We start from the raw sequence: 25419 nt of genomic DNA on the forward strand, positions 1-25419 counted from the left end.
CCCGTGTGGGCCGCCGGGCCCCTGCTCGCCTCCCTCACCCTCCAGGAAGGACGCCTTCCGGTGGCCATCTCCACCTCGACACCCCCAGACGGTGCGCCCGGCACCGCCCCGCCGGCCGGGACCGGCACCGGCGGGGACCGTCAGCGTCGCCGTACGCTGCTGCACCGCCTCGACGTCCGGGGCGCGCCGTACGCCTTCGTCGCCCCGTTCTTCATCGTCTTCGCCGCCTTCAGCTTCTACCCGCTCATCTACACCTCGTGGATCTCGCTGCACCGCGTCGAACTGTCGACCCTGAACCTCATGGAGTGGGTCGGCTTCGACAACTACACGGCCCTGTGGGACGACGACCGCTTCTGGAACGCGCTGCTGAACACCTTCACCATCGGCGTCCTGTCGACCGTGCCGCAGCTGCTGATGGCGCTCGGCCTCGCGCATCTGCTCAACTACCGGCTGCGCGGCTCGACGTTCTTCCGCGTCGCCGCCCTCACGCCGTACGCCACGTCGGTGGGTGCCGCAGCGCTCGTGTTCACGATGCTCTTCGAACGCGACTTCGGCATGATCAACTGGATGTTGAGCCTGGTCGGTGTCGACAACATCGACTGGGAGAACAACAAGTGGGCCGCGCAGACGGCCATTTCCACGATCGTCATCTGGCGCTGGACCGGCTACAACGCTCTGCTCTACCTCGCGGCGATGCAGGCGATCCCGCGCGACCGGTACGAAGCCGCGGCCATCGACGGCGCATCGCGGTGGCAGCAGTTCCTGAAGGTCACCGTCCCCGGCATCCGCTCCACCATCGTCTTCACCATCGTCCTGTCCACGATCGGCGCCACCCAGCTCTTCGGTGAGCCCCTGATCTTCGGCCAGGGCCCGAACGGCATCACCGGGGGAGCCGACAACCAGTACCAGACGCTGGGTCTGCTGCTCTACGAGGAGGGCTGGAAGAACTACCAGATGGGGCGGGCCGCCACGGTCGCCTGGGCGATGTTCCTGCTGCTCATCGTCGTGTTCATCGTCCAACGAGTCGTCAAGCGCGTCGTGGCGCGCAAGGCCTGACCGGGAGATTTCCATGACCACAGACAGCATCCCGGTCCAGGCGACGGACGCGCGCCCCGGGGTCGCGAAGAAGGCCCGGAAGGAGACCCCGTCCGGCGGACGGCGCCGCCGGCTGTTCCGGCACCCGGGTGCCGGACGTCAGCACCACGCGGGTCCCGTCGCCTACATCCTCCTGGGAATCGCGGCTCTGTTCTCGCTCTTCCCGCTCTACTGGACGATGGTGGCGGCGTCGACCGACAACACGCGCGTCACCCAGACGCCTCCGCCGTTCCTGCCCGGACCCAACCTTCTGGAGAACCTCGGCAAGGCCTGGCAGGACGCCGCGCTGGGCAAGGCCATGCTCAACAGCCTGATCGTGGCCGGCGTGATCGCCCTGTCCACGGTGCTGTTCGCCACCCTCGCCGGCTTCGCGTTCGCCAAGCTGCGCTTCAAGGGCCGCAACATCCTGCTGATGCTCGTGATCGGCACGATGATGGTGCCGCCTCAACTCGGCGTCGTACCGCTGTTCATGATGATGACGGAACTGGGCTGGGGCCAGAAGCTGCCCGCCGTCATCTTCCCCACGCTCGTCAGCGCCGTCGGGGTGTTCTTCATGAGGCAGTACCTGTCCGAGGCGCTGCCCGACGAACTCGTCGAGGCCGGGCGGGTGGACGGTGCGCACTCCCTGCGCATCTTCTGGAGCATCGTGCTGCCGATCGCCCGGCCTCCCATGGCCGTACTGTTCATGATCACGTTCGTGCACGCCTGGAACGATTTCTTCTGGCCGTTCATCGTGCTCGACATGAGCAATCCGACGGTCCCCGTCGCGCTCACCCAGCTCAGCGCGGGATACGTGCGCGACCAGTCACTGATCATGGCGGGAGCCCTGCTCGGCACGTTGCCCCTGCTCGCCCTGTTCATCGTCTTCGGCCGTCAGATCGTCGGCGGAATCATGCAGGGAGCGGTCAAGGGATGAACACCCTGCCGTCCCCTCGTTGCCGCGGCCCTTAGACGCCCGCCACCCCGCTTCGCCTCTCCCGCCCCGCAGTCATCTGGAAGGACCCACGTGACCACCGCAACCCGAAGTGTCGCGCCCGCCCCGGAGAACACCACCGTCACCAGGTTCCCGCAGGGATTCACCTGGGGCACGGCGACCGCCGCGTACCAGATCGAGGGTGCAGCCTCCGCGGACGGACGCACCCCTTCGATCTGGGACACCTACTCGCACACACCCGGCAGGGTGCGCAACGGCGACACCGGTGACGTGGCCACCGACCACTACCACCGCTGGCGCGAGGACGTCGAGATCATGGCCGACCTCGGCGTCAGCGCCTACCGGTTCTCCCTGTCGTGGCCGCGTGTGCAGCCGACCGGCCGCGGCCCGGCCGTCGAGAAAGGGCTCGACTTCTACCGTGCCCTGACCGACGCGCTGCTGGAGAAGGGCATCGAGCCGGTCGTCACGCTCTACCACTGGGACCTTCCGCAGGAACTGGAGGACGCGGGCGGCTGGCCGGAGCGTGTGACCGCCGACCGGTTCGCCGACTACGCGGCCCTGGCGGCCCGTGCGCTGGGGGACCGGGTGAACACCTGGACCACCCTCAACGAGCCCTGGTGCAGTGCCTTCCTGGGATACGGCTCAGGTGTCCACGCGCCCGGGCGCACCGACCCGGTCGCGGCCCTTCGCGCGGCGCACCACCTCAACCTCGCCCACGGCAAGGCCGTTCAGGCGCTGCGCGCCGAACTGCCCGCCCGCGCACAGGCGTCCATCACACTCAACATTCACCACGTCCGCGCGCTGACCGAGGCAGCCGAGGACGTCGACGCGGCCCGCAGGATCGACGCGCTGGCCAACCGCGTCTTCACCGGCCCTCTGCTGGAAGGCCAGTACCCGCAGGATCTCCTCCAGGACACGGCGAGCCTGACCGACTGGTCCTTCGTACGGGACGGCGACACCGCCACGATCCACCAGGCGCTGGACTTCCTGGGCGTCAACTACTACACACCCACCCTCGTTTCCGCCGCCACCGGCGAGGCCAGCCACGGCTCCGACGGACACGGGATCAGCGAGCACAGCCCCTGGCCGGGCGCCGACAACGTCGCCTTCCACCGGCCTCCGGGCAGGACCACGGCGATGGGCTGGGCGGTCGACCCCAGCGGTCTGTACGACCTGCTGATGAGACTCAAGGCAGACTTCCCCGCGATGCCTTTGTTGATCACCGAGAACGGGGCCGCGTTCGACGACTACGTCAACCCGGAGGGCGAGGTGGCCGACCCCGAACGCATCGCCTACCTCCACGGCCACCTGTCGGCCGTGCACCGGGCGCTTGTGGCCGGCGTCGACATCCGGGGCTACTTCCTGTGGTCCCTGCTGGACAACTTCGAGTGGGGCTACGGCTACAGCAAGCGCTTCGGTGCCGTCTACGTCGACTACCCGACCGGCAAGCGCATCCCCAAGGCCAGCGCACGGTGGTACGCCGACGTGGCCCGCACCGGCACCTTGCCGGACGGAGACGGCGGGAACGGGCGAGACCGGGTGTGACGTCCCGGCACAGCCGCGGTATCGGCAGAGCGCTGACCAGCGATGCCGCAGGTTGAGCGCGACTGTCGTCGAGGTGGTACCGGGTCTGGCGGCCGCCGGCAATGACGGGTGCCTGGGGCCGGCTGCGTGACGCCCCGCCGTCGGCCCGTGAACGCGGCTGCGGTGGGGAGGACGAGGGCGATACGGAGGGACCGCGGGGGAGTGTGGACCAGTCGGCGGTCTTGAGGGCGGGCATGGCGAGACATTGGCTCATTGACCTGAACAACCGTCATATCCAGCTGCCATGCTGTCAGTTCCGCATTGCCCTAGGAGGCCCTCATGTCCGAGCCGTCCGTCCTCGCTTCGCTGGTGTCCGGGTTGCGGGGTGGGTCGATCGAGGTCGTCGACCTCACATCGCCGTTGTCGTCGTCGACACCGGTGATCCAGCTGCCGGCCGAGTTCGGCCAGACCGCGGTGTTCGAACTGGAGGAGATCAGCAGGTACGACGACCGGGGGCCGGCCTGGTACTGGAACAACTTCCGCAGCGGCGAGCACACCGGCACCCACTTCGACGCCCCCAACCACTGGGTGACCGGGAAGGAACTCGCCGACGTGGCATCAGTGCCGACAGGTCGGCTGGTCGCACCCGCCGCCGTGCTGGACTTCACCGCTGAAGCGGAGGAGGACCCGGACTTCCTCGTCGAGGTCGACCATGTGAAGGCGTGGGAGGCGGAGAACGGCCCGCTGCCGGACGGCGGCTGGCTGTTGCTGCGCACCGGCTGGGACGCCCGCGCGCACTCGCAGGAGGCGTTCGTCAACGCCGACGAGAACGGCCCGCACACTCCTGGCCTGTCGCCGGAATGCGCCCGGTGGGTGGCTCAGGAGTCGCCGGTGATCGGCCTCGGCGTCGAGACGGTGGGCACCGACGCCGGACGCGGGCACGCGTTCGACCCGGCCTTCCCGTGTCACTCCTATCTCATGGGCAGTGACAAATACGGGCTGACTCAGCTGCGGAACCTGGCGCTGCTGCCGGCGACCGGCTGCGTCGTCATCGCGGGACCGTTGCCCATCGTCATGGGGTCCGGGGCTCCTGCTCGCGTGATGGCGCTGGTGGAGCGCTCATGAAGGTGGCCGAGGCTGTCGGGCGGGCGTTGTCCGCGTCCGGCGTAGGCCATGTCTTCGGGGTGGTCGGATCGGGCAACTTCCATCTGACCAACGCCATGATGGCGGCGGGTTCACGGTTCGTCGCCGCACGCCACGAAGGCGGCGCGGCGACGATGGCCGACGCGTACGCGCGCATGAGCGGCACGGTGGCCGCACTCAGCATCCATCAGGGGCCCGGTCTGACGAACGCCCTCACCGGTGTCGCCGAGGCGGCCAAGAGCCGTACGCCACTCCTCGTGCTGGCAGCCGAGGTGACCGAGCCGAGGTCCAACTTCTACGTCGACCAGGAGGCGCTGGCGCGTTCGGTGGGCGCGGTCCCGATGCGGATCACGTCGGCTGAGGACGCGGTGGGAGAGGCCTGCGCCGCGGTGCGACGAGCCTTGCACGAACGGCGCACCGTGCTGCTCAACCTCCCCTTGAGGGTGCAGGCACTGGACGTGCCTGACGATGCCCGGACGTGGAGCGCGCCGCCGCCGAAACGGGTGGCGGTCGAACCGGCGGCGGCCGACGTGGCAGCGCTGGCGCAGGTGCTCGAGCGGGCTCGACGGCCGGTCTTCGTGGCCGGCCGGGGATCACGCGCGCCTGGTGGCCGGGATGTCCTCGAAACAGTGGCCGAACGCTACGGTGCACTGCTGGCGACGTCGGCCGTGGCCCGAGGCCTGTTCCACGGCAATCCGTGGTCGCTCGACGTGTCCGGAGGTTTCTCGTCGCCCCTGACGGCGGAGCTGATCGGGGCTGCGGACACCATCGTGGGCTGGGGCTGCGCGCTGAACATGTGGACGATGCGGCACGGCCGCCTGATCGGTGCCGACACGACCGTGGTGCAGGTGGACGACGACGCGTCGGCGCTCGGTGCTCATCGCGAGGTGCATCTCGGGGTCACCGGCGATGTGGAACTCACGGCGCGGCGTGTGCTGGAGACGGGCGGCGGGAAACGGCAGGGCTACCGGACCGCCGACATCGCCGCGGCCATCGCCGCACGCGTGCGCTGGCGGGATGTGCCGTACGACGACACGAGCAGCCGCGAGCGGATCGACCCGCGAACACTGAGCATCGCGCTCGACGACATCCTCCCCGCGGAGCGGGTGATCGGCGTGGACTCCGGCAACTTCATGGGATACCCGAGCATGTATCTGTCGGTGCCGGACGAGAACGGCCTGTGCTTCACCCAGGCGTTCCAGTCGATCGGCCTGGGGCTGGCGACCGCGATCGGCGCGGCACTGGCGCAGCCGGACCGGCTTGCGGTTGCCGCGCTCGGGGACGGCGGCGCGATGATGGGCGCCGCAGAGCTCGACACAGTACGCCGGCTCGGGCTGCCGATGGTGGTCGTCGTGTACAACGACGACGCCTACGGAGCCGAGGTGCACCACTTCGGGCCCGGCGGATATCCGCTCGAGACAGTCGAGTTCCCGCCGACGGACATCGCCGCCGTGGCGCGAGGGTACGGCTTCGAGGCGGTGACCGTGCGCACGCAGGGGGATCTGAAGGCCGTCGAGGACTGGATCGCCGGGCCACGATCCGCGCCTTTGCTCATCGACGCCAAGGTGGTCAGAGACCAAGGAGCCTGGTGGCTTGAGGAGGCGTTCCGCGGACATTGAGCCCCGACGAGCTGCGCCGCGACGGCCGGCGCCCGCGCGGTGAACCTGCGGTGGGGTATGCCGGGTCCCGTCTCGGTCGCTCGAATGTCGGCCATTCCCCCAGGGGAACGGCCGTGCGAGGGGGCTGTTGATCGTCCGTATCCTTGCACTGCGGGGCACGGCGACCGCGTACCGTGGAGGCATCACAACCGGAGGTCACGCACATGTCCGCGCTACCGCACGAGCCGAGCCCGCAGGCCGATTCGGATCCGCAGCGACTCGAACACGCCGAGGGCCCGCAGACGCTCGGCGAGTTGCGCGCGGCGCTCGCGGTGATCAGTCCCGAGGTGTTGACGGCTTTCAACGCCCGGCTCGACGCCGCGACGTTCGGTGAGGAGCACGCCGAGGTCATCGCCAAGGCCCGCCGCACCGTGGCGTTCTCGAACCGCGCCGAGGTGACGGCCTCCGTGGCGGACCCCATCGACGAAACAGCCGCGGCACAGCCGGCCGAGGATCTGTGGGCCCACCTTGACGTACGGGACAGTACTAATTGAGTGTTTGGTCTGCATATCAGATACTTCATGGCGTTTTTGAGCCGCGAAGCATGCGCCGAGACTGGCTGATCTGCCCCAAAGATAGCTTTCGCGAGGATTAAGCAACCAGCCGGTCGACGACCTGGCCGCCGCGCGCCGCTTCTACGGCAACATGCTCGGCCTGGAGCAGGGCCGCAGCGCGGACACCTGGGTGGACTGGAACCTGCGCGCCGACCGGCTGCGCACGGCGAACACCGAGTTCGTGATCGAGCCCTGTGTGCGCTTCGAGGGGCAGCCGGGCGAGCAGTGGACGATGTTCCTCGCTGCCGTCCTCCCGCAAAGGCGCCCCGAAACGCCGGACCTGAACTCCACGACGCCTTCGTGTCGTTGGCCTCACGGAAATCAGGCGGCGGGCGTCACGTATGGGATCAGTGAGCCATAGAACGGGGTCGCGCCGGCCAGCAGCTCGGCGACCTCCTGTCCGCCCTTCTCGCGCCAGTCGCGCTGGAGTTCCGTGGCGACGGCCGGCGTGTTGTAGACAAGCAGGATCGCGGCGCGGCATGCCCGCGAGGTGGTTGGGGCTCGGTACTCCGTCGCCGTAGATGCCGTACAGCGAGCCGCTGCTGCTTGTTCGTCTTCTGCGTCGCACTGAAGTCTCCGTGTTGTCCCTGAGGGCGCAAAGAAGGGGGGGCAGCGGTCGGCTGTGCCTCGGCCGTCGATTCGAACCGGTTCGACAGATGACCGCGATCGCATGGCTCGCTGTCATGGGGAGGTGTCTTCGACGGGCGAGTCGTGCTTCGCGCTTCTGTCGAACCGGTTCGCCGGAAGCTAGCACCGGCGGTCCGTGCCAGCAATACTCACGACACGATCTCTCCACCTCGGTGCGAGCAGATGTCAGGCGCCGCGAGGGCCCCCGGGAAGGGCAATATGCCTGGTGAAGGCGATGGCGCTGGGTGCGTTGGGTTTTCCGTGGTCTCCGTGCATGGGGTTTCCGGGCTGTTTCCAAAGTGCGCCCAAGGCATTGACACCCGCCCGTTCGGCTCTTTACCTTCCCTTCACGCGAACCGGTTCGACACAAGCGAACCGCCGCCTCTTCGATCCCTCAGCACCTGCGACCAGTACGATCCTCCCTCTCAGGGAGCAGCGAACCGGTTCGATGAAGGAGTCCCGTGAACATCGGTGAGATTGCCAAGCGGGCCGGTGTCTCGCGGAGCACCGTGTCGTACGCACTGAGCGGCAAGCGTGCCGTGTCGGACCGCACCCGAGAGAAGATCCAGCGGGTCATCGACGAGTTGGGCTACCGGCCCAACGCGAGCGCACGCGCCCTGGCCAACGGCCGGACCCGCACCATCGGTCTGGTCTTCCCGCCGGCCGGTGACCACTACACCGGAATGCAGCTCGATTTCATCGGCAGCGTGGTGGAGGCCGCGGCGGCCAACGACTACGACGTGCTGCTTTCCCCGAGTGGTGTGGACAGTGACCGCTCGTTCCAGCGGCTGCTCGGTGAACGACGCGTCGACGGCGCCATCCTGATGGAGATCAGGCTCCAGGACGACCGCGTCGACCACCTCCTCGCCGAGAACTTCCCCTCCGTCTGCATCGGCCGCACCGCGCAGCCGGAAGGCGACTGGTGGGTCGGTCTGGACCACACCGGGCTGGCGGCGGCCTGTGTCCACCACCTCGCGGACCTTGGCCACCGCAGGATCGCCTTCGTCAACCGGCCCGAGCGGCTCCTGCGCGCCGGGTACGAGTCCGCGCACCGAGGGCTCGACGGCTTCACAAAGGCCGCGGCGGAGCGCGGGCTGACCGTCCGCACGTACAACTGCGGGGACGACGCCCCCTCGGGGCAGGCCTGCCTGGAGCAGATCCTGCACGACGAGCCCGCCACCACGGCACTCGTCACCCTGAACGAGGCCGCACTGGGAGGCCTCTACCGGGGCCTGGCCGAGGCCGGTCGCCATGTGCCGCGCGACTTCTCCGTCACCGGCGTGGTGGCCACACGATGGGCCGAAACGGTGACCCCGCAACTCACGGCGGCCGACGTGCCGGCAGCGCAGATGGGGCGCCTGGCCGTCGAACTGCTCGCCGAGCGGCTCGACCGCCCCTACGCGCCGCCTCGCCACCACCTGCTCGCCCCGCCGATCTCGCTCCGCGCCAGCACCGGGCCCGCCGGCACCGTTGCTCCCGCGACGCCCGGCGCCGACTTGACCGCCTGACCTGCTGCCCCCTGTCGGGGCTGCGACTGTCCGTGTCGGAGGCGTTCTTCGCCCCCGCCGTCCCAATCCGTCCTGTCTTCAGGGGCTGCGCCCCTTCGACCTGCCACGGGGCTCCGCCCCCGATCCGATGTCCGGGGCCAGCCCCCGAGCCGATGTCGGGGGCCAGCCCCCGGGCCCTGCCCCTCAAATGCCGGAGGGGCCGAAGTCCCCTCCACCACCATCCCTGGCATGCCCATGCCTAAAACCGTGAACCGGAACCCCGAGGAACACCCATGAACAGATCCACCAGACACCGTCTCACCGCCACCGCCATGACCGTCGTCGCCCTCACCGCCGGCGCCACCGCCTGCTCCTCCGGCGACGGTACCCAGTCCGCGAAGGCGGAGGACGGCGGCAGCTACACCATCTGGGACCCCTATCCGCAGTTCGCCAAGGACTCGGACTGGGCCAAGCTGCTGGACAGTTGCGGCAGCAAGGCCGGGGTCAAGATCAAGCGGACGGCCTTCGACACCAGCGACCTGACGAACAAGGCGCTGCTGGCCGCTCAGCAGGACAACTCCCCGGACGTCCTCATCCTCGACAACCCGGTGGTGTCGACCCTCGCCGAGGGAGGGGCGCTCACCACGACCGACGAGAACAAGGTGGACACCTCGAAGGTGGATCCCAACCTCCTCGCGGCCGGTCAGGCGGGCGGCAAGACCTATGGCACGCCCATCGGCGCCAACACCCTCGCCCTGTACTACAACAAGGACGTTCTCAAGGCCGCGGGTGTGGACATCACCTCGGTCAAGGACTGGAAGTCGCTGACCGCGGCGCTGGCGAAGGTAGAGAAGGCGGGGAAGAAGGGCATCACCTTCTCCGCGATCGGCACGGAGGAGGGCAGCTTCCAGTTCCTGCCGTGGTTCTGGGGCTCGGGTGCGCAACTGACCGAACTCGACTCCGCCCAGGGAGCTTCGGCGCTGTCCCTGTGGAGCGACTGGCTGAAGAAGGGCTACGCCCCCAACTCGGTCATCAACAACACCCAGACCACCAGCTGGCAGGAGTTCGCGAGCGGCGACTACGCCTTCGCCGAGAACGGCACCTGGCAGCTCGCCAACGCCGAGAAGGCCGGCTTCGACTACGGCGTCCTGCCCATCCCGGCCTCCGACGGGGGCAACGCGGCGGCCCCGACGGGCGGCGAGTTCGTCACCGTGCCGGTCCAGGGCGACACCGGCCGATACGCCACCACACAGAAGCTGGTGTCCTGCCTGACCAGCACCGCGAACCTCTACGACACCGACACCACCCTGTCGTACGTGGCCCCCACCAGCGAGGTGCAGGACAAGCAGGTGACGGCCGACGCCAAGCTGCAGCCGTGGGTCGAGGCGGTCAAGGCGGCCAAGGGACGCACCAGTGGCGACCTCGGCACCAAGTACCCCAAGATCTCGGAGCAGTTGTGGAAGGCGGTCCAGTCCGCCCTCAGCGGATCGCAGTCACCGAAGGACGCGCTCACCGCGGCACAGGACGCCGTCAAGTAAACCGTCAAGCAACCGCAACCCGGGGCTCCTTGATGAACCGCACGACACACCTGCCGGACCGCCGTCCGGTGCGTGACCGGAGCGGGGCGGCCACCACCGCCCCGCCCCCGGCCCGCACCGTCCGCCGACGCCGTCCCACCTCCCAGCAGTGGGCCGCCTGGGCGTTCCTCGCCCCGGTGACCCTCTACCTCGCCCTCTTCTACGCCTATCCGCTCTACCGCAACGTCGACCTGAGCCTGCGCCACTACACGGTCCGCTCCTTCGTCCAGGGCGACGCGCCCTTCACCGGCCTCGCCAACTTCCGGACCGTCTTCGACGACCCGACGTTCGGCCCCGCGCTCATGCACACCGTGGTATTCACCGCCGTCTGCCTGGTCTTCCAGTACGTCATCGGCCTGGCCCTCGCGGTCTTCTTCAACCAGCACTTCCGGCTCTCCGCGACCCTGCGGGCCCTGTTCCTGGTGCCCTGGCTGCTGCCGCTCATCGTGTCGGCCTCCACCTGGTCGTGGATGCTCAACAGCGAATCCGGCGTCGTCAACGCCGCCCTGCACGCGGTCGGTGTCGGCCCGGTGAACTGGCTGACCTCACCGTCGTGGTCGCTGACCTCGGTGATCATCGCCAACATCTGGATCGGCGTGCCGTTCAACCTGGTCGTGCTCCATAGCGGTCTCCAGTCGATCCCCCGCAGCCTCTACGAGGCCGCCGCCCTCGACGGCGCAGGCGTCTGGCATCGCTTTTGGCACATCACCTTCCCGCTGCTGCGCCCGGTGTCCGCCATCACCCTCCTGCTGGGCCTGGTCTACACGCTCAAGGTCTTCGACATCATCTGGATCATGACCAAGGGCGGTCCGGCGGACTCGTCCACCACCTTCGCCACCTGGTCCTACCAGCTCGGCTTCGGCAACCTGCTGCCCGCCTTCGGCCCCGGAGCGGCCGTCGGCAACCTGCTCGTCGTCGCGGCCCTGGTCTTCGGCCTGGTGTACCTGAGGATCCAGCGAAAGCAGTACGCCTCATGACCACCGCCACCACACCACGCACGCACCGGCGACCGCGCCGGGCAGGGACCACCTGGTGGAAGACGGCCACCGGCCTCCTGCTCACCGCCGTCATGCTGTTCCCGGTCTACTGGATGCTCAACGTGTCCTTCACCCGCGACCAGGACATGCGCAAGTCACCGCCCGACTGGTTCCCCGTCCACGGCACCCTGGACGGCTACCGCGCCGTACTCGACCAGCAGCTGCCCTACCTCGCCACGAGCCTGGTCATCGGTCTGGGCACGGTCGTGCTGACCGTGGTGCTGGCCGCACCCGCCGGCTACGCACTGGCCAAGCTGCGGCCCCGCGGCGGCGGCGTGATCGGCTTCCTCTTCCTGGTCGCCCAGATGATCCCCGGCATCATCATGGCGATGGGCTTCTACGCCATCTACCTCAGCCTCGGTCTGCTCCAGTCGGTCCCCGGCCTCATCGTCGCGGACTCCACGCTGGCCGTCCCGTTCGCCGTCCTGATCTTCACCGCGTTCATGTCCGGCATCCCCGGCGAACTGCTCCAGGCCGCACAGATGGACGGAGCCGGGGCCCTGCGCACCTTCCGGTCGGTCGTGCTGCCGATGAGCCGCAACGCCGTCGTCACGGTGTCGCTGTTCGCGTTCCTGTGGTCGTGGTCCGACTTCGTCTTCGCCAGCACGCTCGCGAACGGCGGGGCCCACGAGCCGATCACCCTCGGCATCTACCAGTACATCGGCAACAACAACCAGGAGTGGAACGCCATCATGGCCACCGCCGTCGTGGCCTCGCTGCCCGCCACGGTGATCCTCGTCCTCGCCCAGCGCTACGTCGCCGCCGGAGTGACGGCCGGAGCCGTCAAGGACTGAGCCCCGGGTCGGCCCTCACCGGTGATCATCCCTGTTTCAGAACACTGCTGAAGAGCCGCAGACCACTGCTGAAGAAACGAGTAACGCTTGATGACCGCCGCCCGGCCCGGCCCGGCCTTCTCCATCCATGACATTCCGTTCAGCATGCACGGTTCCTGGTTCGGCATCTCTCCCGTGCTGGCGGAGAGGACGCGCGCCGAGGACCTCCACCTGGTCTCCCATCAGAACGGCATGCACGCCGTCCTGCGTTTCGTGCCCCTCGACACGACGACGGGCGACCGGGCCGAGACCCGCGTCGAGACGAGACCGAGCCTGCTCGAGTGGGCCCATGACGGCGGACGTATCGGCCTCGCCTACGCATCACCGGACACGGTCCGTCTGCGCGGTGAAGGACTGGGCCTGCGCATCACCGCGGCGGCTGAAACCCTGACCCCCTTCACCGGTGCCTACTTCTACCGTGACCCGGTGGACGGCGCGCACGTGTTCACCTCGTACGAGACCGGGCGCCGTTACCGGATCACCGTGCTGTCCGGTGCCGTCACCGAGGTGTCCGGCAGCCAGGCCCTCGGCGGCGGCGACCGCGGCATCACGATCACAGCGGACGTCGGCGGCGTCTGGGAAGCGGCCATCGAGGAACTGGACAGCGCGCGCCGGCCCTACGCCTCCTCGGAGACGTTCGGCCAGGTCGTGGAGGCCGCGGAGCACGCCTTCGCAGCCTTCGCCGACACGGTGGCCCCCTGGCGCTCTTCGGGCACCCCGGCCGCCGAACTCGCCGCGTACGTCCTGTGGTCGGCGACGGTCCGCCCGGCAGCGCTTGTCACCCGGCCCGCGGTGCTCATGTCCAAGCACTGGATGGACAAGGTCTGGAGCTGGGACCACTGCTTCAACGCCCTCGCCCTGGCGCCCGGAGCACCCGCGCTGGCCTGGGACCAGTTCTCGCTGCCGTTCGACCACCAGGACGGGAGCGGGGCCCTGCCCGACTCGGTGACCCACTCGGAGGTCCTCTACAACTTCGTCAAACCACCCATCCACGGCTGGGCTCTGGGCCATCTGCGCCGACGGCTCCCCGAACCCCTCGACCGGGCGGAACTGACCGAGGCGTACGACAGGCTGACCCGCTGGACGGACTTCTGGCTCACCGCGCGGCGCGCCCCCGGCGCCGCCCTGCCCCACTACCAGCACGGCAACGACAGCGGCTGGGACAACGCCACCACCTTCGACCCCGAACGCGTGGTCGTCACCGCCGACCTGGCCGCCTTCCTCATCCTGCAGCTACGCGAACTCGCCGATCTCGCAACCGAGTTGGGACGACCGGACGACGCCCACCGGTGGACGCGAACGGCCGACACGACCCAGGCCGCGATGCTCGACGAACTCTGGACCGGCGACCGGTTTGTCGCCCGTGGAGTCCACAGCGGGGACTCCTGGGACAGTTCCAGCCTGCTCGACCTGATGCCCATCGCGCTGGGCGAACACCTGCCGGAAAGCGTCAGCACGGTGCTGGCCGACCGTATCGACGCCCACCTGACCCCCCACGGGCTCGCCACGGAGCTGCCCGCCTCACCGCACTACCTCGCCGACGGCTACTGGCGCGGCCCGATCTGGGCCCCCGCCACCGTCCTCATCGAGGACGGACTGCGCCGCGGCGGGCACGAACGTCTGGCGGACGAGATCAGCGCCCGGTTCCGTGCCCTGTGCGAGACGTACGGGTTCGCTGAGAACTTCGACGCCCTGACCGGCACGGGCCTGCGCGACCGCGCCTACACCTGGACCGCCAGCAGCTACCTCCTCCTCGCCGAAGCCCACGCACTCCGGCACACCGCACCCGCCGCGCACACCGGCGGCTGAGAGACGCCCTGGGCGCCCCCGCCCAGGCAGCACCCACCCCCGGGAGACACCCGCAATGCACTCATCCCCTATCTCTCCACGACGCAGACGTGAGCCCGTACGTGGCGGCGCGCAAGGCCGTCGCCTCCGTACCTCCACCGCGCTCGCCGCACTACTGGCGTCGCTCGCCACCGTCGCCCTGCCCGGCACCATGGCGCGGGCCGCCGACACCACCGTCACCGTCGACTTCTCCACCGCCGGAGGCGCCCCCGGCTACGGAGCCTCGGGCACGATCTACGGCATGACCGTGGACGGTTCGCTGCCGCAGGACCACTTCTACAAGGACATCAAGTGGAAGTTCATGCGGGCCGGCGGCGCCCAGCTCAACAGCGGCGGCTACGGCACCAGCGTGGCCGCCTACCAGACCCGCTGGGCCGCCACGCTCACCCAGTACAAGCGCACCAAGGCACTGGGCGGGACCTTCATCATCCTGCCGCACGACCTGTGGGGATCCGACGGCACCACCACGCAGGGCTGGCCGGGCGACAACGGCGACTGGACCCTCTTCGACAAGTTCCTCGACCAGCTCATCGGGGACGTCAAGGCCAACAAGATGACCGTCCAGTGGGACATCTGGAACGAGCCCGACTGGGCTCCCTTCTGGGCGCCGTCGCAGGCCCAGTACCTGGAGATGTGGAAGCGCGCCTACCAGAAGATCAGAGCCAACTTCCCGGGCGCTGTCGTCGTCGGTCCCAGTACCGCCGGGAAGCCCTCCGCGTCCGGGGGTGGCGCCTGGTGGAACACGTACCTGGACTATGTGAAGGCCAACAACGTCGAACCCGACATCTACAGCTGGCACGATCTGCCCGGTGACCCGGTCACCGACGCGAACGCGGTCCGGTCCAAGCTGTCGGCCCGGTCGATGACCACGAGCCGTCCGTTCCAGGTCAACGAGTACGCCAACACCACCGAGCAGAACCCCGGCCGTGGCGGCTGGTACATCTCCCGTCTGGAGCGGGCCGGCGCGGACGGCCTGCGCGCCAACTGGGCCTCCGCCGGCAACCTGCACGACTTCCAGGCCAATCTCCTCACCAAGACCGGCAGCCAGTACCTGCCGCTGGGTGAGTGGTTCCTGTACCGCTACTACGGCTCCCAGACCGGCAACATCGTCAAGGTCACCGCCGGCACCGGCACCGACGGGCTGGCGACGAAGGACAACACCGCCAAGAACGCCAAGATCCTGCTCGGCAGCAACGGCAACACCGGCAACATCACCGTCAACCTCGACCGTCTCGACACCACCTCCGTGGTGGAGAACGGCCGGGTCCGCGCGATGGTCCAGCGCGTTCCCAACAACGGCGGCGGCGCCGTGACCGGCCCGGTCACCGTCTCCGACCAGACCCTGACCGTCGGCAACAACTCCGCGTCCCTCACCGTCCCGTGGACGGACTCCAGGGACGGCTACACCGTCACCCTGCTCCCGCCGTCCAACACCACGGTCTCCACGGTCGCCGTCGCCCAGCACAGCGGCCGGTGCCTGGACGACACCAACCTGTCCACCGCCAACGGCACGCAGTACCAGCAGTACGACTGCGAGGGCGGCTACCAGCAGATGTTCGACTTCAAGCCGGTCGCGGGCCGGGCGAACACCTACACGGTGGTCAACCAGCACAGCGGCAAGTGCCTGGACGTCTCGGGACGCTCCACGGCCGACGGCGCCGCCGTCATCCAGTACACCTGCAACGGCGCCACCAACCAGATGTTCACCCTCAACCCCGTCACCGCGCTGGGTAACAGCAAGGACTACCAGCTGGCCGCGGTGCACAGCGGCAAGTGCGTCGACGTCAGCGAAATATCGACGGCCCCCGGCGCGAAGATCCACCAGTGGACCTGCGACGGCGCCGGCGCACTGAGCACCAAGAGAAACCAGATCTGGCGCCTCCAGGGCATGGGCTGACCCGCGTCCTCCCATGGGGGCTCCCGGCCACGGCGGGGAGCCCCCATGGGTTGAGGGAACCCCTATGGGCTGGGCCTGTCGCGTCGGCAGCGAACCAGGCTGCGGGAGAGTCCCCGGCGCGGCGCTCTCCCGCGGTCAGGAGAGCGCCCGTGACGCCGAGGGCCCACTACTCCGCGGTGGCGTCCTTGCGCACCAGCCGGTTGTAGGCCTCGTCGAGCCTGTTCTTGATCTGCTCGGCGCCGAGGACGTCGAGGCCCTTCTGCCCGGTCACGGCGGTCTTCGCGGCCGAGAGCGCGGAGTCGAACAGAGCCCACGAGTCGGCCGTGTAGTCGGCCTGTGTCGGGCTTCCGATCTTGTCCAGGGTGCTCCGGATCGCGGTCGTGTCCACCGGGCCGTCCACGTCACCGGGAATGGCGTTGAACGCGTCCAGAACGATCTTTCCGGACTTGAGGACGAACTTCGCCGTGTGCTTGCCGTCGCGCAGGCCGCGCAGCGTGTACGTCGCGAGGCGCTTGTCGACTGCAGCGGTCTTCGCGTCCTTGGCGACCGGCTTGCCGTCGACGTAGACATCGAGAACGGCGCTGCCGTCATTGCCGCCGATGATGTCGATGCCCGTACCGGTGAACGGGACAGTGAAGGACGCGCCGGCAGCCGTGCTCGTCGATGTCGACCGGTACCAGTCCATCGCGTCGCCGAATGCGTTCTTCCTGCTCCAGGCACCCTCGTATGCGACCGAGCCGGCCATGTTGTCGATCTGCGCGCCGGCGTAGGGCGTGTACCCGTCGATCTTCTCGACCTTCAGGTTGTCGAACGCCGTCTTGTAGAAGTCGCTGCCGAGCTTGACGCGGCCTTCGGTCTCCGGAGTCGGATCCTGGTACGTGGAGACGGCTTTCCCGTCGATGAAGGTCGTGATCGTCGCGCCCTTCGCCTCGATGGCGAGGCGGTAGGCACCGGACGCCGCGACGGTTCCCGTCTTGACCGCGGTGCCGTACTCGTAGAACGTCCAGGCGCCGTTCGGGCGGATGCGCACATTGTAGGCGGCGTCGCTGATCGCCATGCCCTTCTGCTGGCGGACGCCCAGGGCGGCGAGTCCGCCGGCCGGGTCCGGGAAGGAGACGTCGACCGTGGCCCTGTAGTTCTCCCAGCGGAAGTCGCCGACCGTCGTGTTCGGCGTGTGCCGGTTCCAGGCGCCGGTGTCCTTCATGGACTGGTCCATGTACTGGTACAGCACGTTGTCGCCGCGCGCGTCCTTCCCGACCTCCCAGGCACCGGTCTGGTCGACCATGTAGCGCGGCTGGTTGCCACGGGACATCAGGTAGGGCCGGGACACCTTGCGCGCGCCGTCGGCCGTGCCGACCTGGACCCGGCCCTCCTCCTCGTACCCGAAGTCGTCGGCGTACAGGACGTCGTCGCGGGTGTTGCGCTTCTTGCCGGTGGCGTCGGTGTCGAGCACCGTGCGGTCCCAGGACTTGGGCAGACGTTGCTTCGTCGCCTTGTCGTGACTCTTGTCCAGCGTCGTCAGGGTCACGATCGACCGCGGCTTGACCGTATAGGTGTAGAAGCCGTCGCCGCCGGGCCGGATCTCGTCGGCGAGGTGCTTGAAGTTCGCGTCGTAGGCCTGTCCCGCGTCCGCTCCACGGGTCTCCCAGATCTCCATGGTCGGATCGGAGCCGAGTCGCATGTTCTCGGCCTTGATGCGGTAAGTCTTGGGCTGGTCGCTGTCGTTGACCACGACCGTCGAGAAGTCCTTCTTACGGGGATCCGCGAGCGTCATGTAACTCGGCGCCCCGTTCGAGCCGTCGACATTCTCGGTGCCGCTCACGCCGCTGTAACTGGCCTCCGGCACGGTGCGCCAGATGCCCGCCGTGTTCGTGTCGTTCTCCCAGCCGGTCCTCGCGAACTGGGTGAAGTGCTGCATCACATACAGGGCCGCGTCGTAGTGGAGATAGCCCGACCACGGGTCACGGGCACTGACGAGCTCCTTGTGGCTGTACTGCGCGCCTTCGTAGAAGGACCCGATCGCCGGCTGGAATATGTAGTGCGTCCTCTTCGAGTTCGCGTAGCTCTTGACGGAGCGGTTCGCTAGGTCGAGGGCGCTTTGGACGCCGCCGATGCCAGTGCTCGCTCCGTTCGGGCCTTCGGTGTTGTTGACCCGGTACTCGGTATGGCCGAACGAGGCGGTGCCTTCGCTGTACCAGACTTCCTTGTCCTCGTTGTACTTGTTCTTGCCGGTCGCCAGCTTGGTGTACGGCTGATATGTGTCGCTGTCAGCGTCCCCCTCGAGCCGGTCGTCGGTGTTGTAGTGGTAGCCCACCGCGTCGACGATTCCGAAGAGTTCCGCATCGCTGAGCACTGACGGCCCGATGTGGTGTGTGTTGTTTTCGTCGGAGGCCATGATCTTGATGTTGTGGTAAGCCTTCTTGGCCTTCTGCTGCTTGTCTGCCGGGATGCCGTAGCGCGGATTCGCGAAGTCCGTGTCGGTGACGATCGCGTTCTTGTACCACTTGATGAACGCCTCGTCCGGATTCCGCGTCTCGTTCTTGTCCGGGTCGACGTAGTCGACCATGTACCCGTACTTCTCGTAGGCGTCGAGGATCGTCTCCTTGTACCACTTGTACATCTCGTCGGTGCCTGTGCCCTTGTCCCATTCGTTCTGGACCCATTCGGGCATTTCCCAGCGGAGAATCGAGACCTTGAGCTTCGGGTTGACCGTCTTGGCGTCGGCGGCCAGCTGAAAGCCCGGGGAACGGGACGCGTCAGCGAGTTCGTCCGGTGTGCGCATCGTCGCCGGATCGGAACCGGTCGACGTGTTCGTGTCCGATCCCATCTCGACCTTGACGTGGTTGATCAGGGGATTCTTTCCGCCGAAGAGAACTCTGATGAGCTGCCAGTACCGGCCGGGGTTCTCCGCCTTGTAGTCCATCAGCAGGTTGCTCGTGCTGTTGCAGCTGAGCAGGCCGAGACCCTTGTAGGTCAAGCCGTTCCTGTTGTCGCTGCGAACGTCGTTTCCGTTGACTATGACCTCTACGGGATCATCCGCGGTGTAGGCGGCGGGTGCAGTGATCACTCCTGCCGCCAGGGCCATGGCGGCTGCCGCAGCAAGCGACACCCATCCGAGTCTTCTCTGTTTGCCCATCCGGCTTCGGCTCCTTCTTCTTGTCGTACGTCTCGTGGGCGGTTCCGACTGATGTGCCCGGTGCCCGGTGCCCGGTGCCCGGTTGCCCAGTGCCGTGCTGCCGACGGCACTGGTGTCGTGTGCCTGAACCAGGAACTTGGTTTCCAGGGGGATTGCGATGCAGGGCTCAGGTCCTTGTGGGCCGCCGGTGTCCGGCCCATCGGCGGCAGTCCGGCCAGGGGTGACGACGGCCGGCGAATGGGCGGCCGGAGGCAGGAGTTGGGCCTTCCCGACGTAGTGGTCGCGATGTCGCGGTCGTGGTCATGCGGCCGGCATCGGAACCTCTGTCATGACTCCCTTGTGCCGACTCATCGGCACCAGACGCCTGCGGCTGCCGTCCGGCACCCTTCACGGCGGGCGGTGGGTCTGCGTCCGTGCCACGGGTGAGCGTCACCGCGGCACGCGGCAAGGTGTCCGGAGACGGTATGTCTGCGGCGAGCCAGGCAATCGTGGTCCCCAGCCCCCGAGCGGGCTGGTGTCCCGCGTGCCGTCGGATCCGTTCCGCGCAGTGCTCCGTGCTGGTGGCGCGGGTCACCGGCTGGACAACGCGGCGCGCGCCCGGGCCAGTTCATCGGCGGGGCCGGGCAACACCGTCCCCGGTACACCGCCACACCGATGGCGAGCAGGAGCAACAGGGGGCCGGGGCTGCGCCGTGGCGGGCGGCGGATAGCCGGGCACGGAAGGCATGGGCGCCTCGTCCTTTCGCCTTCGGGAAGTGGGCTGTTCCTCACGGCACGCCAGAGTTCGGTATTTCGAACTATGTTCGGCTCGCCGGGGGAACCGTAGGAGGGGACCGGTTTCACAGTCAATCCCCGTGCAGCCGCTGCCTCATGCGGACGCGGTCCCGGTGCCTCGGGTGCGTCGGGCCGTGACGCGGAGCATCGACGACGTGCTCCACAAGGGAGTGGCTGTCGACTCCGTGAGGGTCCAACTCCCGTGACGGGACACCGTCTTGTCCGCGGTTGACAGCGAAGGCGGCGGCGTGGCCGAATGCAACCCCCGCCCTCAAGTGTCAGCTGTCGCACGTCGTCTGCCGGGCCCACGACGTGACACCCGAGCGTCACGTGAGCACGTGATCTCCCTTCGCGGTGGCCGTCTGACGTGGGACAACGGAGAGCAACCGGTTGGTGCCCCGGAGATCGCCCGGCGGCTGGGTGTCCGTCCGGACCGGCCGGAGGAGGTCAGGCCGAACGCGCTGGCCGCGGCCGCGCCCGGCTGTGTGGACGCGGCCGTGACGGGCTGGGTGGCCTGTGAGGGCAGATGCCGTACACCTGCTTGAAGACCCGGCGGAAGTGCGCCACACCGTCGGCCGATTCGGATCCGCACCGGCTCGAACATGTGAGACAGAGGATCTTCAAGGCGAGCTCACCAGGGCAGACCGATACCGGGCGTTCCAGCCGCGGGGGAAGGGGACGCCGGCGGGGACGATCAGGTTGGTGCGCTCGTCGCACGCCAGGATGGCCCTGAGCCAGGTGCGTACCGCGTGGTGGAAGTCGTATGTGAGCGGCGCGGGTGCGAGCAGCCAGTCGCGGCACTGACTGCCCACGTGTGGGCGGTAGTCGCTGCGGCTTCTGCCGGGCCACGGGCTCTCCGGCTGGAGGAGATGCAGTCCGTACCCCAGCTCGGTGAGCACATCCAACGCCCGGCCCAAGGCGTCATGGTCGGAGCCGGGCAGGATCTCCAGCACGATCCAGGGCCGGTGCCGGCGCACCGTCTCCAGCGCGCCCGCCAGCACCTGGCCCTCCAGCGTCTCCACATCGATCTTGATGAGGTGGGGCCGGAGCGACCGTTCCTCGGTGAACACGTCCAGCGTGGTGACCGGCACGCTCACGGTCTCGGTGTGCTTGCGATGCGCGGCGTTGAGGGAGTTGGAGGACTCGGCCTTCAGGGACAGACAGAGCTCGGCGGTGCCCGGCGTGTCGGAGACCGCCGAGGTGATCAGCTCGAAGCCGAGGCCGTTGTGCCGGCGGATGTCCTCACAGATGCGTGCCGTGTCCGGTGTCGGTTCGAAGGCGTGCACCGACAGCCGGTGGCCGTACACCGCGTCGATCAGTGCGGCGTAGAGCCCGATGTGCGCGCCGACGTCGTACACCGCGCTGCCCGGCGGCGCCTGCTGCGCCAGGGCCAGCAGTGTCGCCTGGGTCACGGGTTCGTACCCCGCCAGACCCGATCGGCGCAGCTGCCGCTGTACGGCGGTCTGCTTGCGGCTCAGGACGTTGAGCGCGCGTGGATAGGATCCGTCGGCATCGAGGATGCCGGAATGGTGAGGGAGCCTGATGGCGAGGGGCATGGCAGGGAGAGTGCTTCCTTGTGGTCGGGCTGGTGCTCGAAGGGACTGGGGGCGGGGAAGTAGCTGTCCAGGAAGCGCTGTACGAGTGCCACATCGGTGTGGTTCTCGGCGTCGCAGGTCACCGTGTCGTTGAGGCAGAAGGCGACATTCGACCGGGTGGCCAGCAGACGGCGCAGCCGTGGGGCGTTGCTGGGCTGGGAGATGTCGATGTAGTCGTAGCGGATGCTGCCGGGCACGGCCCGGCCCGTGTGGAACGCGTAGTAGTGGTGCAGCGAGTTGGTGATCGAGATGTCGTCCGGGCTGCGGAAGGCGTGGGCGGCGGTGCGCTGGTGGTCCTCCGCGAAGACCTGCTCGATCTCGGCCAGCACACTGCGCCGCAGCGCGCATGGTGTGTGCTTCATCTTCTGGGTGATGCTGCTGCCGAAGCGGGCCTGAAGGAGCCGGCGGTTGGTGAGGCCCGCGGCGGAGACCGGTACGTCGTCCGCGCCCGCACTTCCGACGGGCGGCAGCAAGGCCTTCGAGACGAAGAACTTGCTGAGGCCGTTGGCAAGGAAGAAGTGCTGCGGCACCGTGGGGCGCCCGAGGAAGACGTCGTCGTTGAAGTAGAGGAAATGCTCGGCGAGCCCCTCGATGTGGTGCAGCTGGCTCTCGATGGCGTGCGAGTTGAACGTCGGGAGCACGGCGGGGTCCGTGAAGATCTCCCGGTGGTCGACGACCGTGAGCCGGGGATGTCCGGTCTCCAGCCAAGAGGGAACCTGCTGGTCGGTGACCAGGTAGACATGCCGGATCCAGGGGGCGTACATGTGCAGCGAGCGCAGCGAATAGCGCAGCTCGTCACGGCTGAGATAGCGGGCCGCGTTGGCGGCCTGCGGGTGGTACGGCTCCCCCACGACCGTCGCGCGGCGCCGCTGCCATTCGGGGTCGGAGCCGTCGACCCAGGTGTACACGGCGTCGACGGGGAAGTGGACGTCGTCGGGCACCGGCTCGGCGAACTCGCGCCGGGTGCGTACGGTGGCGGGCTGCGGCAAGGTGTGCTCGGACGCGAGCCGGGTGAAGCGGCGGCCAGGGACCTCGACCGCCGGCGCCTCCCGGCAGACGCGCTCGCAGGTACGGTTGCGGCGCGGCGCCACGAGTTCGGCGCCCTCCTCGGACGGTCGCCAGACCTCGATGTCGCAGCCGTAGCCCGCCCCGAGCACCATGCCGGGTTCGGCGGCGTCGGCCAGATAGCAGAAGACGCGGATGACCTGCCGGCCGGCGGCCCGGTGCCAGGAACGCCGGGAGCCGACCGGTTCTGCACGCTGGTCCCGGGCCCGCTCGGATCCACCGGTCCGCGTGAGGTACGCCGGCACGTCCGCGCCCATAGCGACCAGTGCGCTTTCGGCTGCCGCCCGGTCTTCGGAGCTGATCCCCACGGCGGAGGAGGTGCTCGCGGCATTGCGTACGACGAAATGCTCCACGCCCGCCTTCTCCAGCGTGCTCAGCACCAGTCGCAGATTGTGCTCCCGGGCCAGAAGGGGTGTCACGCCCGCTTGCAGCAGGGCGATACGGGTCCCTCCGGCGGTCTGTACGGGCACCCGTTCGCCGTCCCGCAGCAGCCCTCGGCGCTTCAGGCGCGCGCATAGCCGGCGGTGTCGCGCCTCGCGCGCCAGGGCCGCCGGTCTCTCCAGCCGCTGCCGCAGCCTCTCCCACTGCTCCGCACTGAACCGGGCCCGCACGGCCCTGCGCATCCGCAGGGGCAGCAGCCTCCGGTAGGTCCTGAGCATCAGGGACGGCGGTGGAGACTGAAGCTGGGCGGCGCGGCGCGCATCGGCCTGCGCCGGGAGGTTGACGGTCATGGCACACCCCTGGTCTGTCTAGTCCAGGTGTCTATGCACTTGTCCCGCCGGGCGAATATCAGATATGAGCAGAAATAGCCCGATTATCCTAATGCCTCAACCGCCCGTGGCACGTCGGTCGGCGCACAAGAGCCGCGACCAGGCGGGCGACGTGGGCGGCGTGGGCGGCGTGGGCGGGCAATGGGATGTCAGAGGCTCGTCAGCCCTGTGGCCGCAAGTCGAACAGGGCTGATGCCGGACAGGTCGTGGGCGGTCATGCTGTTGCGGTCGGTGACCGAGCGGCCGAGGGCGTGGTGCGGCCACAGGCCTCCGGCCACCCGGCGGCTGCGTTCGCCCCATGCGCGGGCCGCCGCGCTGCTGGTCTTGTAGTGGTTGAGGGCGTAGCCGCCGGAGTGGATCCGCAGGAGGCAGAAGCCGCCGGGGTAGTCCTTGGCGGCGCTGACCTCCTGCAAGGTGACGTGCGGGGCCTGCGGCAGGATGGTGCGCTTGTTGCGGTGGGTGTGGCCCGCGTGGTGGAGGAAGACTCCGGGCGCGGCGGCGTAGGCCTCGATGATGGAGCGGGCCTGACGGCGGCCCAGGCGCTGACCGCGGGCCACGGGGAAGACGGAGTCCCGTACAGTCAGCGGATGGTGGCCGAACACGATGGTGGGCTGGTCCCTGTGCTCCTTCAACCGGGCCCGGAACCAGGCCAGTTGCTCGGCGCCGAGCCCGCCGGCGTCGGCGCCGTTGCCGTCCTTCTCGTACGTGTCGAGCCCGACGATCCGCAGCCCGCCGAGGTCGCGGGCGAAGTACGCGGGCCCTTCGCCGCCGAGGAACCCTTCGCGGAATGCGTCACCGCCGCTGTCGCGGCGGGGCCGGTCGTGGTTTCCGCGTACGACGAAGTAGTCCTGTCCGTGGCTGCCGAAGCCGTCCAGGATCCGCTTGGCCTCGGCCAGGTCTTGCAGCGCACCGCCGGCCGTGATGTCCCCCGCGGCCAGCAGCAGGTCCGCTCCGCGCCGCCTGGCCTCTTCCACCAGGGCGCGGCTCATGATCTCCGGATACGGTGCGAGCCCCGGCTCCTGCGCCACCCCGCGCATCAGGGGTACGCCGGTCATGAGGCCGGCGGTGGTCTCCCCGATGTGGAGGTCGTTGCAGAGCGCGATCGACAGCAGGTGCCGTCCCGGCGGGGGCTGCGGTGTGGTGAAGGAGTACGGACCTCCGCTCGTGCCGAGGCCGTAGAGGTTGGTGCCGACGGCGTTGCCGCGGACGAGGTGCAGCGGTGTGGGCGTGGCGACCGCGCCCCGCGAGCGGGCCTGGTAGTAGTACGTCTGCCCCGGCTCCAGGCCCGTGAGCTCCACATGGTGGTGCGCTGTGGGCCGGCCCTCCGCCGCACTGCGGTCCAGCCGGGCGGGGTGAGTGCCGTAGACGACCTCGCCCTCCGTGACGGCGGGGAGCATGTGGCCCAGCCCGTCGTCGGTGCCGGGTATCCCGGTGTACCAGGTGATGATGGCGCGGTCCTCGGTCAGGGTGACCAGTTCCAGATGGACAGCTGCCAGGGTGTCGGGGTGACGGCGGCTTTTGCGGGCGGATCCATGGAGCGCACCGGCAGCGGCCCGCAGTAACGAGGGGGCGAAGAGGGCACCGGAACGTAGAACTTCACAGGGAGAGGGCAGGGCCGACAGGGCCGCGAGGGGAGCGGAGAAACAGCAGCGCATGTCTGAGTATGTGCCCGCGCGCAGTGAACGCCGACGGTGATGTCGGCGGCGATGCCGGGTATGGAATGCGACATCTCCGCCCGGTTGCCGACTTATTCGATCTTTCTCCACGCCTTGCGCTCTCGCCCAGGCAGTCCAACAGCGTTGTAACGCAAGGGGTTTGGCGAGACCCGGAGAGGGCGCGCCGCACGCCGAGTCGAATCGGCGTGCG

General features: G+C 68.6%; 16 protein-coding genes and 1 pseudogene. 13 read left to right on the plus strand and 4 right to left on the minus strand.

Annotated features, from left to right (window positions below; all coding sequences use genetic code 11):
- The first annotated feature begins 60 nt into the window (after positions 1–60).
- The 13 genes and pseudogenes from ACGFNK_RS33775 (at position 61) to ACGFNK_RS33835 (ending at position 16214) form a co-directional block, all read left to right on the plus strand.
- Entirely contained in the window at positions 61–1056 is a 996-nt protein-coding gene (locus ACGFNK_RS33775; RefSeq protein ID WP_393422025.1) for a carbohydrate ABC transporter permease, read from the plus strand.
- 13 nt (positions 1057–1069) lie between these two features.
- On the plus strand, positions 1070–2011 hold the full coding sequence (locus ACGFNK_RS33780; RefSeq protein ID WP_393422027.1) for a carbohydrate ABC transporter permease: 942 nt from the start codon (positions 1070–1072) through the stop codon (positions 2009–2011).
- 90 nt (positions 2012–2101) lie between these two features.
- A complete protein-coding gene (locus ACGFNK_RS33785) occupies positions 2102–3574 on the plus strand; it encodes a GH1 family beta-glucosidase (RefSeq protein ID WP_393422029.1) in 1473 nt (490 codons plus the stop codon).
- Between the two features lie 318 nt (positions 3575–3892).
- Complete coding sequence (locus tag ACGFNK_RS33790; RefSeq protein WP_393422031.1) at positions 3893–4678, plus strand: cyclase family protein; 786 nt, start codon at positions 3893–3895, stop codon at positions 4676–4678.
- The gene (locus ACGFNK_RS33795) at positions 4675–6315 is read left to right on the plus strand and encodes a thiamine pyrophosphate-binding protein (protein WP_393422033.1); all 1641 of its coding nucleotides are present in this window, start codon (positions 4675–4677) and stop codon (positions 6313–6315) included. Before ACGFNK_RS33790 ends, ACGFNK_RS33795 begins: the two co-directional genes overlap by 4 nt.
- Positions 6316–6518: 203 nt before the next feature.
- Complete coding sequence (locus tag ACGFNK_RS33800) at positions 6519–6848, plus strand: hypothetical protein (RefSeq protein ID WP_393422035.1); 330 nt, start codon at positions 6519–6521, stop codon at positions 6846–6848.
- A gap of 121 nt (positions 6849–6969) precedes the next feature.
- Positions 6970–7149: pseudogene (locus ACGFNK_RS33805) on the plus strand (glyoxalase); the annotation flags it as partial.
- Between the two features lie 847 nt (positions 7150–7996).
- Positions 7997–9043: a LacI family DNA-binding transcriptional regulator gene (locus tag ACGFNK_RS33810; RefSeq protein WP_393422037.1), complete on the plus strand. Its 1047-nt coding sequence runs from the start codon at positions 7997–7999 to the stop codon at positions 9041–9043.
- Positions 9044–9315: 272 nt separating this feature from the next.
- A complete protein-coding gene (locus ACGFNK_RS33815) occupies positions 9316–10560 on the plus strand; it encodes an extracellular solute-binding protein (RefSeq protein WP_393422039.1) in 1245 nt (414 codons plus the stop codon).
- Positions 10561–10592: 32 nt separating this feature from the next.
- The gene (locus ACGFNK_RS33820) at positions 10593–11576 is read left to right on the plus strand and encodes a carbohydrate ABC transporter permease (protein ID WP_393422041.1); all 984 of its coding nucleotides are present in this window, start codon (positions 10593–10595) and stop codon (positions 11574–11576) included.
- Positions 11573–12430, plus strand: coding sequence for a carbohydrate ABC transporter permease (locus tag ACGFNK_RS33825; RefSeq protein ID WP_386348425.1), 858 nt, complete (start codon positions 11573–11575; stop codon positions 12428–12430). Before ACGFNK_RS33820 ends, ACGFNK_RS33825 begins: the two co-directional genes overlap by 4 nt.
- A gap of 90 nt (positions 12431–12520) precedes the next feature.
- On the plus strand, positions 12521–14278 hold the full coding sequence (locus tag ACGFNK_RS33830; RefSeq protein WP_393422043.1) for an amylo-alpha-1,6-glucosidase: 1758 nt from the start codon (positions 12521–12523) through the stop codon (positions 14276–14278).
- A 55-nt stretch (positions 14279–14333) separates the two neighbouring features.
- A complete protein-coding gene (locus tag ACGFNK_RS33835; RefSeq protein WP_393422045.1) occupies positions 14334–16214 on the plus strand; it encodes an RICIN domain-containing protein in 1881 nt (626 codons plus the stop codon).
- Between the two features lie 166 nt (positions 16215–16380).
- Here ACGFNK_RS33835 and ACGFNK_RS33840 read toward each other — a convergent pair whose 3' ends face one another.
- The 4 genes from ACGFNK_RS33840 to ACGFNK_RS33855 all read right to left on the minus strand — a co-directional run bounded on the left by ACGFNK_RS33840 (position 16381) and on the right by ACGFNK_RS33855 (position 25208).
- Positions 16381–19350: a GH59 galactosidase gene (locus tag ACGFNK_RS33840; protein ID WP_393422047.1), complete on the minus strand. Its 2970-nt coding sequence runs from the start codon at positions 19348–19350 to the stop codon at positions 16381–16383.
- A gap of 1393 nt (positions 19351–20743) precedes the next feature.
- Positions 20744–21679, minus strand: a complete 936-nt coding sequence (locus ACGFNK_RS33845) for an FkbM family methyltransferase (RefSeq protein WP_393422049.1) — start codon at positions 21677–21679, stop codon at positions 20744–20746.
- Positions 21598–23514, minus strand: coding sequence for a stealth family protein (locus ACGFNK_RS33850; RefSeq protein WP_393422051.1), 1917 nt, complete (start codon positions 23512–23514; stop codon positions 21598–21600). The genes ACGFNK_RS33845 and ACGFNK_RS33850 overlap by 82 nt, the downstream gene beginning before the upstream one ends.
- 188 nt (positions 23515–23702) lie before the next feature.
- Positions 23703–25208, minus strand: a complete 1506-nt coding sequence (locus ACGFNK_RS33855) for a metallophosphoesterase (protein WP_393422053.1) — start codon at positions 25206–25208, stop codon at positions 23703–23705.
- Positions 25209–25419: the final 211 nt, after the last annotated feature.

It is taken from the genome of Streptomyces sp. NPDC048825 (assembly GCF_043198355.1).
In the GTDB taxonomy this organism is placed as follows: domain Bacteria; phylum Actinomycetota; class Actinomycetes; order Streptomycetales; family Streptomycetaceae; genus Streptomyces; species Streptomyces xiangluensis.